Raw genomic sequence first — 11590 nt, 5'->3', positions numbered from 1 at the left:
ACTATCCCCTAAAATAGTACAGCAAAAAATTAGAAAATGTAAATACCCCAAACTCAGTACACAACTAACGTAGAAGGTTACCCATCCTATTTTAATAATTTATATTCAATAATGTTTATGCTATTTATTTCTTCAATATTTAAACACCACTTCACTTGTATATCAATTTGATATACAATCATACTACAGTACTTTCATACTAAATTAAAAAACGGCAATTAAAATGAGAACTGAAACCAAAGAATCGCCTATTAACATTAGAGCTAAGGCATCCCAAAAAGAATTGATTGATATTGCAGCGCATTTACTATCTAAATCACGCACTGATTTTATTTTAGAAGCGGCCTGCTCAAAGGCTGAAGATGTTTTGCTTGATCAGCGTCTTTTTTTAATCGACGATGAACAGATAAATGCCTTCAATCATGCAATCGAAGCCTCTTTTGATAGTAATGAAAAAATTCAAGCTTTGTTGTCACGGAAGTCACCATGGGAAAAATAGAAGCGCCACATTTATTGAATGAACATCATGATTTTACGTCATTTGATTGTGAAGAGTTGTCTTTGAATGAATGGTTGAAGAAAAAATCCTTAAAAAATCAAAAAAGTGGTGCTTCTCGTACATTTGTGATTTGTGACAATAACAAAGTAATCGGTTTTTATTGTTTATCAACTGGCAGTATCCAACATCGACAACTAACATTGAGTAGATTTAAGCGCAATATGCCCGATCCTATTCCGGTTATTATCTTAGGCCGTTTAGCTATTGATAAAAATTACAAAGCAAAAGGATTAGGTGCGGCATTATTAAAAGATGCTATATTACGCTCGAAAGAAGTCTCTAAACAAGTTGGTTCTAGAGCACTATTGGTACATAGCTTAACAGATGAAGCCAATGCGTTTTATATTAAATTTGGATTTGTTGATTCAGGGATTCAGGAAAGAACAATGCTAATCTCTTTATGGTAATAAAATTGAGCTTAATTGTACATTTTTAAAGCAGCTAAATTTAGGGATACAAATACGGGTACATTTTTCATTTAAATTTTTCAAATCCTGTAACCACAAGGCTAAAACCCACATCTTCGATTCCGCGTCCGGGCACCAATCACCAAATTCTAAAACCTTTCTCTTTGTTTCACAATTCAATTATGTTCAACAAAAATAAAGCTAAATCAATTCAAAAGTTAATTTCACATTACTAATTTGATGATTGTTTCATCTACACTAATTATAATAGGCGGCATAAAATCAATTATTAAATAAAAAAATATTTATGTATTCTTTTTTACCATTTTCTTTAATATAGATTTTTTGAATAAAAAATGGCATTATTTTTGCATATTTTATTTGTTACACAGTACTTAACCTTAACTATCGTTATATTCGTGTTAAAAGCTATTTTCAATCAAAAGTCGCAATCTTAATTATGGTGCATAATTGCACCATATGTGTGCAAATGATGGGGAATACGAATTTAAACAAAGCGAAAGCGAATTAATATAAAAATTAAAATTAGAACGTTTTACTAAATCTATATTTAAAAAATATTAAAAATACGACATTCTTACCTTTGTTTAAATGTTACAAAATCGATTTACAGTTAAATAATTGGAGTGGTTTTATGAGTAATCTAAGGAAATATAAACGTAAATTTTTGATGGGCGCAGGACTAATAACAATGCTTGCGAGTGCACAACTTCATGCTGCAGGAACGTTAGTTTATTGTGCAGAAGCTTCACCTGAAATATTTAATCCACAGTTAGCAACAAGTGGTATTTCAATGGATGCGAGTGCAGTTCCTGTTTATAATCGTTTGGTAGAATTTAAATTAGGTACTACCGAAATTGAACCTTCTTTAGCCAAATCTTGGGATATCAGCCAAGATGGTTTAACTTATACTTTCCATTTACGCGATGATGTTAAATGGCATAGCAATAAAGAGTTCAAACCAACCCGAAACTTAAATGCTGATGATGTTATTTTTACATTTATGCGACAAAAAGATAAAAATCATCCTTATAACAAAGTTTCTGGTGGGCAATATGAATACTTTGGAAGCATGGGATTTCCTGATTTAATTAAAGAAGTTAAAAAAATTGATGACTATACCGTCGCATTTGAGTTAAATCACCCAGAAGCTCCTTTCTTAGCCGATTTAGCAATGTCATTTGCTTCTATTTTATCAGCCGAATATGCTGATACTATGCTTAAAAATGGCACACCCGAAAAAGTTGATTTAGTCCCCGTTGGTACTGGTCCGTTTACTTTTGTTCAATACCAAAAAGATTCAAGAATTCTTTATAAAGCAAATCCCGATTATTTTGGCCCTAAAGCCCAGCTTGATCGTTTAGTGTTTTCCATCACACCAGATGCCGCAATTCGTTATGCTAAGTTACAAAAAGGCGAGTGTCATGCGATGCCATATCCAAACGTAGCCGATGTTGAACGAATGAAATCAGACAATAATATTGTTGTTAAAGAAATGGCTGGCGTCAACATTGGTTATTTAGCCTACAATATGGATAAGCCACCACTTGATAAGTTGCAAGTTCGTCAAGCATTAAATCTAGCAGTGAACAAAGATGCGATTATAAAAGCTGTTTTTCAAGGTGCGGCAGAACCAGCTAAAAACTTTATTCCACCATCAATGTGGGGGTATAACGATGAAGTGAAAGATTACCCTTATGATCCAGCGCAAGCAAAAGAATTATTAAAATCAGCGGGATTAGAGAAAGGATTTACTATCAATTTATGGGCAATGCCAGTACAACGTCCATATAACCCAAATGCACGCCGTATGGCCGAAATGATTCAAGCGGATTGGGCTAAAATTGGTGTAACAGCTAAAATTGTGAGTTATGAATGGGGTGAATATTTATCTCGTATTCGCGATGGTGAACATGATGCTGTATTAATGGGCTGGTCAGGAGATAACGGCGATCCAGATAACTTTTATTCTGTTTTAATGAGCTGTGATGCGGTTAAAGCTGGTGGTCCAAACTATTCACACTGGTGCTATAAACCATTTGATGATTTATTACAACAAGCCCGTATTGAGTCAAATCACGAAAAAAGAGTTGAGCTATATAAACAAGCACAAGTCGAGATGCGTGAGCAAGCACCAGCATTAATGATTGCACATTCAATGGTTTATATGCCATTACGTAAAGAGGTTAAAGGCTATATTATGGATCCTTTAGCATTACATAATTTTAACCAAGTCACGCTTGAAAAATAGTATTCCTTGCGATTAACCACCTAGGTGTGGTTAATCGCTACGTTGGGTTTTGCTAAATTTAGAGCTATAAATCTATTTTTTAATAACAATAAAATTTTATCTATTTTATAAACGATAGTTTAAAAGCAATATTTAAGAGCTACTACATGTTTCAATTTATTCTAAAGCGGTTAGGTGTACTTATTCCAACGTTTATTTGCATCACACTACTTACTTTTATTTTTGTTCACCTTATTCCGGGTGACCCCATTATGGTCCTTGCAGGAGAGCGAGGTTTAACCCCAGAACGCCATGCTGAATTAATGACTCAACTGGGTTTAGATAAACCACTGTATCAACAATATTTTCAATATATTATAAACATGCTTCATGGCGATTTAGGAACCTCTTTTAAAAGCCAAATTCCAGTATGGGATGAATTCGTCCCCCGATTTAAAGCAACATTTGAACTTGGATTTTGTGCAATGCTGTTTGCTGTTAGTTTTGGGGTCCCGATCGGTGTTCTTGCCGCAGTGAAACGTGGTTCAATATTTGATCACACAGCAATAGGACTATCATTAACAGGTTACTCCATGCCAATTTTTTGGTGGGGGATGATGCTAATCATGTTAGTCTCAGTGCACTTAAATTTAACCCCAGTATCTGGTCGTGTTAGTGATATGCTTTTCCTAGATGAAAGTAATCCTTTAACCGGATTTATGTTAATTGATACTTTATTATGGGGTGAAACAGAAGATTTTATCGATGCTGTTACTCATTTAATCTTACCTGCAATTGTGTTAGGAACCATTCCATTAGCGGTAATTGTCCGCATGACCCGATCTTCTATGTTAGAAGTATTGAGTGAAGATTACATCCGAACCGCACGCGCAAAAGGCGTTAGTCGAATTCGTATTATTCTTGTTCATGCATTGCGTAATGCAATGATCCCTGTTGTTACCGTTATCGGTTTACAAGTTGGTTCAATGCTTGCCGGTGCCATATTGACCGAAACCGTCTTTTCATGGCCAGGAATAGGACGTTGGTTAATTGAAGCACTACAACGTCGAGATTACCCCGTCGTGCAAAGTGGCGTTTTAATTGTCGCGGTCATGATTATTTTAGTGAATTTATTAGTTGATATGTTGTACGGGGTTATTAACCCACGTATTAGACATAAATAAGAGTGTTTTTACAAATGAATAAACAGGTTATTACTGAACCAACCAATACGCAAGACACCCGTTTAGTCGTACCTAAACCATTAACGCCTATGCGTGAGTTCTGGTTCTATTTTTCAAAAAATAAAGGAGCAGTCGTTGGACTAGCCTTCATTATTATTGTTGCATTATTAGCTATCTTTGCTAATTTTGTTGCACCACATTCCCCTTCTGAACAATTTAGAGATGCATTACTAGCACCACCTGTTTGGATGAAAGATGGCAGTTGGCAATTTATTTTAGGGACTGATGATGTAGGACGAGATATCCTATCCAGACTCATTTATGGTGCCCGTTTATCCTTATTAGTCGGTTGCTTAGTAGTCATTATCTCATTAATTTTAGGGATTACATTAGGATTAATTGCTGGTTATGCAGGTGGTTTTTTAGACAACATAATTATGCGTGCTGTCGATATCATGCTTGCCTTACCCAGTTTACTACTTGCCCTTGTTTTAGTTGCTATATTTGGCCCATCAATTATTAACGCCTCAATAGCATTAGCTTTTGTTGCATTACCACATTATGTTCGCTTAACACGCGGAGCAACGATTGCTGAAATTAATAAAGATTATGTTATTGCCTCACGAGTTGCTGGCGCGGGAGCCTTACGGCAAATGTTTATCAACATCCTACCAAATTGCTTAGCACCATTAATTGTACAAGCTTCATTAGGATTTTCGAACGCAATTTTAGACATGGCTGCATTAGGTTTTTTAGGCATGGGTGCACAACCACCAACACCGGAATGGGGAACAATGCTTGCTGACGTATTGCAATTTGCACAATCTGCATGGTGGGTAGTGACCTTTCCTGGCTTAGTAATTTTAATGACAGTGTTAGCTTTCAACTTAATGGGAGACGGTTTGCGTGACGCACTTGATCCTAAATTGAAACAGTAATGGAGATACAGTCATGGCACTATTAGAAGTAAAAGAATTATCTGTTCAATTCGGTGGATTTAAAGCGGTAGATCACATTAGTTATGACGTTGAACAAGGACAAGTTGTTGGCATTGTTGGCGAATCAGGTTCAGGAAAATCAGTAAGCTCACTTGCCATAATGGGACTGATTGATTTTCCCGGAAAAGTCAATGCCAATGCATTACACTTTGATGGCAAAGACCTTCAACAGCTCTCAACCAAAATGCGCCGTAAAATTGTGGGTGCAGATGTGGCAATGATCTTTCAAGATCCGATGACTAGCTTAAACCCGTGTTTTACCATCGGTTACCAAATCATTGAAACATTAAAAATTCACCAAGGCGGTAGTAAAAAAGCGCTCAAAGCAAGAGCAATTGAATTACTTAAATTGGTAGGAATTCCTGATGCTGAAAATCGATTAAAGGTTTATCCACACCAATTATCTGGCGGAATGAGCCAACGAGTAATGATTGCAATAGCAATCGCATGCAATCCAAAACTATTAATTGCTGATGAACCAACAACTGCGCTTGATGTCACAATCCAAGGGCAAATTATCGAATTACTGCTTGAATTACAACGTAAAAATAACATGGCATTAGTTCTTATTACGCACGACTTAGCGCTAGTTTCAGAGGCCGCACAAAAAATTATTGTAATGTATGCAGGACAAGTTGTTGAAATAGGTGATGCTGAAATTATCTTTAAAAAACCACTACACCCTTACACACAAGCGCTATTACGATCACTGCCTGAGTTTACTCAAGACAAAGAGCGATTAGCATCGTTATCAGGTGTAGTACCAGGAAAATATGACCGACCAACGGGCTGTTTACTCAACCCTCGTTGTCCTTATGCTACTGAACGTTGTCATACCCAAGAACCAACGCTAGTTAGCTATAGTGAAACTAGAAAAGTAAAATGTCATTATCCACTATCGAGCGAAGGGATACCACAATATGAACAATAATATGGAAAATAACGAATTACTGCTTGATGCCCGAAACCTGACAAAATATTATCATGTAAAAAGTGGTTTTTTTTCTGAAGCTAAACAAGTTAAAGCTGTTGACGGTGTATCTTTCACATTAGAAAAAGCCAAAACACTTGCAATTGTTGGAGAATCAGGCTGTGGAAAATCATCATTAGCAAGATTATTAACAATGATTGAAAAACCCACATCAGGCGAACTCTATTTCAAAAACCAGAACCTATTAGATGATGATCAACAAGCGCAAAAATTGCGACGCCAAAAGATCCAAATTGTTTTCCAAAATCCATACTCATCATTAAACCCACGCAAAAAAATTGGTGCCATATTAGAAGAACCACTAATCATCAATACCGATCTAACCGCCAATGATCGCAAAGCAAAAGTGCTATCAATGATGAAAAAAGTTGGATTAAAAGAAGAATTCTACAATCGTTATCCCCACATGTTTTCAGGAGGGCAACGACAACGAATAGCCATAGCCAGAGGTTTAATGCTTGATCCCGAAATAGTAGTTGCTGATGAACCCGTTTCAGCATTAGATGTATCTGTGCGTGCACAAGTACTCAATTTAATGATGGATCTACAACAAGATCTAGGTTTATCTTATGTTTTTATTTCTCATGACCTTTCTGTTGTTAAACACATTGCTGATGACGTCATGGTGATGTATTTAGGTCGTTGCGTTGAACAAGGACGAAAAGATGACATCTATCGCAATCCAAAACATCCATACACTCAAGCACTATTATCAGCAACGCCAAGATTAAACCCCGATCTTAGACGAGATAGAATAAAATTAGAAGGCGAATTACCAAGTCCGCTAAACCCTCCTTTAGGTTGTGCGTTTAATGCTCGATGCCGTTTAGCGTTTCCACGTTGTACAATTGAACAACCGAAGCTGATTGATTATAACGAGCATAAAATTGCGTGTTTTTGTATAGAGGAAAAAAATTGTAGTAGCTCAAACTTAATCTGACAGACACTTATTACTCATCGACCTCCATCATTAACAAAATGAGGGGAGGCCGATGCACAGAATAAAGACGATTACACATTCAATACGACATCAAATAATATAACTTTTTATTATAAAATAAGATATTTCTATATGCTCCTCCTTAATAAAACATTTTTCTAATTATGCTTTAAACGTAATCCAAGGTTTTAGTTTGGCGACGGTTTGAATCAAACCTGCATTTTGTTGGGAATTAATCACTGGTGTAATTGGCTTATAAGCGGCAGGCGCTTCTTCACGTAGACGTTCCTCTTTTAAGCTAATACATTGCCATGGTAAATCAACCTTATCAGATACCACTTTTTTGCTACGCATTGACTGCCGTCTTTCAGCTCTACCTGCACCGTGTGAGCAAGACCATAACCAATCTGGATTTCCTTTGCCAACGGCAACATAAGAGTAGTCCCCCATCGATCCTGGAATTAATACGACTTCATCCTGATTAGCTGGTGTTGCCCCTTTGCGGTGAATATTCATGCCATGCTCAGATAAAATAATATTATGCGAAATATCCACAATTAACTGACTGTTATCATGTCTAAAAATCGCTATTAATTCTTTACGTATCAATTCAGTTATGACAATTCGGTTTATCCATGCATAACGAGCAGCAACTCCCATAGCTTGCAAATAATTTTGTGCATTATCATCGGATAAACCAAACAATCCTGATGTAGGATATTTTTCATTTACTGGCCATAATTCTTTGGCTTTATCTTGCCAACGCTTGCCAATATAAAATCCCACATCACGTGAACCTGTATGAATCATTATCACGATAGCATCTTTTTTTAGCCCCATTTGATAAGCTAAATGTCGATCAAAAATCTCATCAACAATTTGTAACTCAACAAAATGATTTCCAGATCCTACAGTACCTAAACTTGCCGGTCGAATAATATCTCGCTTTTCAAAAAAGGCTTCAGGCGCATATTTACTATCTGCCACAATTAAATGATTACCAGATATTTTATCAAGCTCTTCCCATAACCGTTCATAATTAACCGAATTCCATAGCCCCTGCTGAGGTAATTCAGATAACCATGCCGAAATATCTTGATCAAATAATGCCTGAAAAGATCGCGGCGTAACAGGAACATCACGTTCATCTTGCAACAATACGCGTTTTAATTGCTCAATAATTGAAGACTTTTGTTTACACACTTGCTCATAACTTAAGCCTGTTGTAAAGAGCCGCATACCACAATTAATATCAGTGCCAATTGCAGCTGGAATAATAAAATTCTGCGTGGTAGCGACAATACTACCTACTGGTGCAATAGTACCCGGATGAAAATCGGGTGTTGCACGCGCAGTACAAACTTTACCTAAACTATTAGGTATTTTAACTGAAGCAAAATTTAATAGTTGTTCTACGGCTTTTTCCTCTAATGGTAAAGGATTAGGCAATAATACCTGAGCAGTAGTATTTTCTTTATTAAAAGTATAAATATCATTATTAAAATGACTTTCAATCCCAAGGCGGGACAAACGTTTTTGTAAACGGGTAAATGTAGACATAATAGCCACCTAGAAAACAATAAAATAGCGTCTCCTCATATTGAGAAGATAATTACTGTTTTCCTGCAGCAGCACTATTCAGGAAAGCGGGCACATTTTATACAAAAAATCTTTATCTGTAAAGATATTGAGATTTGATAAACCATATATTAATATCATGGATTACATATCAGTATTAAATCAAAACATAAAATTTAAAAGAAAAAATAAAGAATTATTATGGATATGGAAATACAAAAAGGTATGGTAACACCATGCAAATCTGAAAAAGAATTGTTACAGCATTTTGGTTGTTATGGATTTGAAAAACAACTCAATTTTTATGAAATAATTGGTGATAGTGATTGGCAAATAGATATCAATCAAGGGGTTATTTATTTTGGTGATAATATAACCTTTTCTATTCAATTATTAGGTACTTTTTCTTTATCTTCTGAAACATGGCTTTGGTCTTGGAATAATGAAGCATCGCAACTGCCCACATCGGTTATTGAACAAGCGTTGAGTTTAAAAAGCTATGGTGAAGAAAATGATATTAATTTATTCACTTCTGCTCAATTTGACACTACACAAGAAGATTTATACAAAATAGGGGTAATTGCTACAGGGATGTTTGATACAAATGGATACTATCTCGCTAATTTTGGCGAAGGAATAGCATTGGTAACCATTAAAAAAGATCATATTAACTCAAAAAATAATAACCAGAATAAAATCTCTAAAATTTTGCCAAAATTTATAACAAATTTATTTGGGCGTTCTTCATCTGAAAACAATAACGATGAGCATAAAAATAATCAAACCCAAATTTTTGAAACTTTTTCTCAATTCATTTCAAACTTTGATGTGGATCATTATCAGGCACTTAAATACTATCTAATTGCTAAAGATTATCAAATAGAAAAAAGTAATTTAACAGATCAAATAGAGCTTGTTGCCATAAAAAATGAGCAAAAAATAGTTGCTAAATTTGATAAACAATCTCGTTTAATTAGTTTAAATGCATAAATACAATGATTAGTAAGATCTTTTCATTTATGCAATAGATTTTACCAATACATTGATTAAGCTTTATTAACCATATCCCAACTTAAACCAAACTTTGCCAAATATTTTTTTAAACGATCTGCATCATTGCGACGTTGTTTTTTTATACGAGACACAGCAAACAACCTTCTGCCAGCTTCAGATAAGCAGCTACTTTTTTGGCAGATTTCGATCACTTTTTCTAATTGGTAGCGATCAAATTCATCTATATCTTGAGGGATTAATGGATTATCACATTTGTGTTTTCCCCAATTTTGTTTTAAACGTAGAATCTCTTTTTCTACTTGTTCCAATGTAATATTAGCTTGTGGTGCTAACGTTGCCATTCGAATAATCGAGCTATTCAATTCACGAAAGTTACCCTGCCATAAGGCTTCCTGAGAGGTAGCAAAAGCTAAATAAGCGCGTCTTGATTGTTGATTGAAACGTGGCATAATACCGTATTCTTTAGCATAACGCGCCAATTCATAATCAATATTCGGTTCGATATCTTCTTTTCGTTCGGCTAAACTCGGCAGTTGATAACTCCACAAATTGATTCTGGCAAACAGATCTTCACGAAATTCACCATTCTCAATCGCCAATTTAAGATCTTTATTAGTCCCAGCAATTAATTGAAAATCACTCTGAATCGGTTTATCACTACCAAATGGATAAAATTGTTTTTCTTCGATCGCTTTTAATAACATTGCTTGTTCATCAAGACCAAGTTCACCAATTTCATCTAAAAATAATAATCCCCCGTCAGCATTTTTAAGTAATCCAGTACGAGCAAGATTTGCACCCGTAAATGCTCCTTTCACATGGCCAAATAAGGTTGACATTGCACTATCACCTCGTAAGGTGGCGCAGTTAATTTCGACAAATTGACCGTTAATTTGATGATTAGTGTGTTTTAGCAAATAAATTTGTTTAGCTAAAAATGATTTACCAGCACCAGTTGGCCCACACAATAAAATAGGGGCATGCGATCGACTAGCAACCTGTTCTATTTCAGCAATTAATTGATTAAATTTTTGGTTACGAGTAGCGATACCTGACTTTAACAGATCGGTTGCTTGAATGGCATATTGTTGAAAACGGGTTAAGATTTTATCATAACGATGCAAATTCAAATCGATGATATTCATATTACCGTAAGGTACTTGCGCAATGAGATCCGCTTCCTCTAAGCTATATTTTTTTTCCATTATCTCCTTTTTGGATGGTGGAGACATTTGTAATAATTTAGCTGGATAATAGCGCGATTCTGCTAGTAAAAACCAACAAATTTGTGCGACATGCGTACCCGTTGTGATATGCAAATAATACTCTTCTTGTTCTGAATTAAATGAGTAGTGTTTCGAAATATCAAAAAGGCAGGTATAAACTTGTTCAAAATCCCATGGATCATCTATATTTACTGCGATTGGCCTTACTTCGGTTTGTGGTGATAAAATTTTAATATCTTTAACAACTTCGCAAAGGAGATGATAATCGTTTTGATAATAGAGCAATTCAAATCGAGTTAATGGCAGATCAGATTGATGACATAAATCGATAGTCGGTCGCCATTGCAACCATCGTCGTTTACCTTTACCACGTTGATCCAGTACATTTCCTAAAAAACCAAACACGACATTCTTTTTCATTTTTATAAAAATTTATAAATTA

10 protein-coding genes are annotated in these 11590 nt (G+C 35.4%); 8 read left to right on the top strand and 2 right to left on the bottom strand.

The annotated features are described in order from the left end of the window. Positions 1-223: 223 nt before the first annotated feature. The 7 genes from GQ594_RS05700 (at position 224) to GQ594_RS05670 (ending at position 7330) form a co-directional block, all read left to right on the top strand. Positions 224-499: a type II toxin-antitoxin system TacA family antitoxin gene (locus GQ594_RS05700; RefSeq protein WP_065561594.1), complete on the top strand. Its 276-nt coding sequence runs from the start codon at positions 224-226 to the stop codon at positions 497-499. Further along, entirely contained in the window at positions 496-966 is a 471-nt protein-coding gene (locus GQ594_RS05695; protein WP_373408125.1) for a GNAT family N-acetyltransferase, read from the top strand. Before GQ594_RS05700 ends, GQ594_RS05695 begins: the two co-directional genes overlap by 4 nt. A 655-nt stretch (positions 967-1621) precedes the next feature. Then, positions 1622-3238: an ABC transporter substrate-binding protein gene (locus GQ594_RS05690; RefSeq protein ID WP_160411767.1), complete on the top strand. Its 1617-nt coding sequence runs from the start codon at positions 1622-1624 to the stop codon at positions 3236-3238. A 146-nt stretch (positions 3239-3384) separates the two neighbouring features. After that, entirely contained in the window at positions 3385-4401 is a 1017-nt protein-coding gene (gene dppB / locus GQ594_RS05685) for a dipeptide ABC transporter permease DppB (RefSeq protein WP_160411768.1), read from the top strand. Between the two features lie 14 nt (positions 4402-4415). Continuing rightward, a complete protein-coding gene (gene dppC / locus GQ594_RS05680) occupies positions 4416-5339 on the top strand; it encodes a dipeptide ABC transporter permease DppC (RefSeq protein ID WP_160411769.1) in 924 nt (307 codons plus the stop codon). A gap of 13 nt (positions 5340-5352) precedes the next feature. Then, a complete protein-coding gene (dppD, locus tag GQ594_RS05675; RefSeq protein ID WP_160411770.1) occupies positions 5353-6330 on the top strand; it encodes a dipeptide ABC transporter ATP-binding protein in 978 nt (325 codons plus the stop codon). Beyond that, positions 6320-7330, top strand: coding sequence for a peptide ABC transporter ATP-binding protein (locus tag GQ594_RS05670; protein ID WP_160411771.1), 1011 nt, complete (start codon positions 6320-6322; stop codon positions 7328-7330). The genes dppD and GQ594_RS05670 overlap by 11 nt, the downstream gene beginning before the upstream one ends. Before the next feature lie 162 nt (positions 7331-7492). On the opposite strand, the gene GQ594_RS05665 is transcribed toward GQ594_RS05670, so the two are convergent. Continuing rightward, positions 7493-8890, bottom strand: a complete 1398-nt coding sequence (locus GQ594_RS05665) for an RtcB family protein (protein ID WP_160411772.1) — start codon at positions 8888-8890, stop codon at positions 7493-7495. 219 nt (positions 8891-9109) lie between these two features. Here GQ594_RS05665 and GQ594_RS05660 point away from each other — a divergent pair, with 219 nt between their 5' ends. Further along, on the top strand, positions 9110-9898 hold the full coding sequence (locus tag GQ594_RS05660; RefSeq protein WP_160411773.1) for a DUF6882 domain-containing protein: 789 nt from the start codon (positions 9110-9112) through the stop codon (positions 9896-9898). A 56-nt stretch (positions 9899-9954) separates the two neighbouring features. On the opposite strand, the gene rtcR is transcribed toward GQ594_RS05660, so the two are convergent. After that, positions 9955-11568: an RNA repair transcriptional activator RtcR gene (gene rtcR / locus GQ594_RS05655; RefSeq protein WP_160411774.1), complete on the bottom strand. Its 1614-nt coding sequence runs from the start codon at positions 11566-11568 to the stop codon at positions 9955-9957. Between the last annotated feature and the right edge of the window lie 22 nt (positions 11569-11590).

This window comes from Gilliamella sp. Pra-s52 (genome assembly GCF_009795805.1).
Taxonomy (GTDB): domain Bacteria; phylum Pseudomonadota; class Gammaproteobacteria; order Enterobacterales; family Orbaceae; genus Gilliamella.
This window is presented reverse-complemented; position numbering and strand designations above follow the sequence as displayed.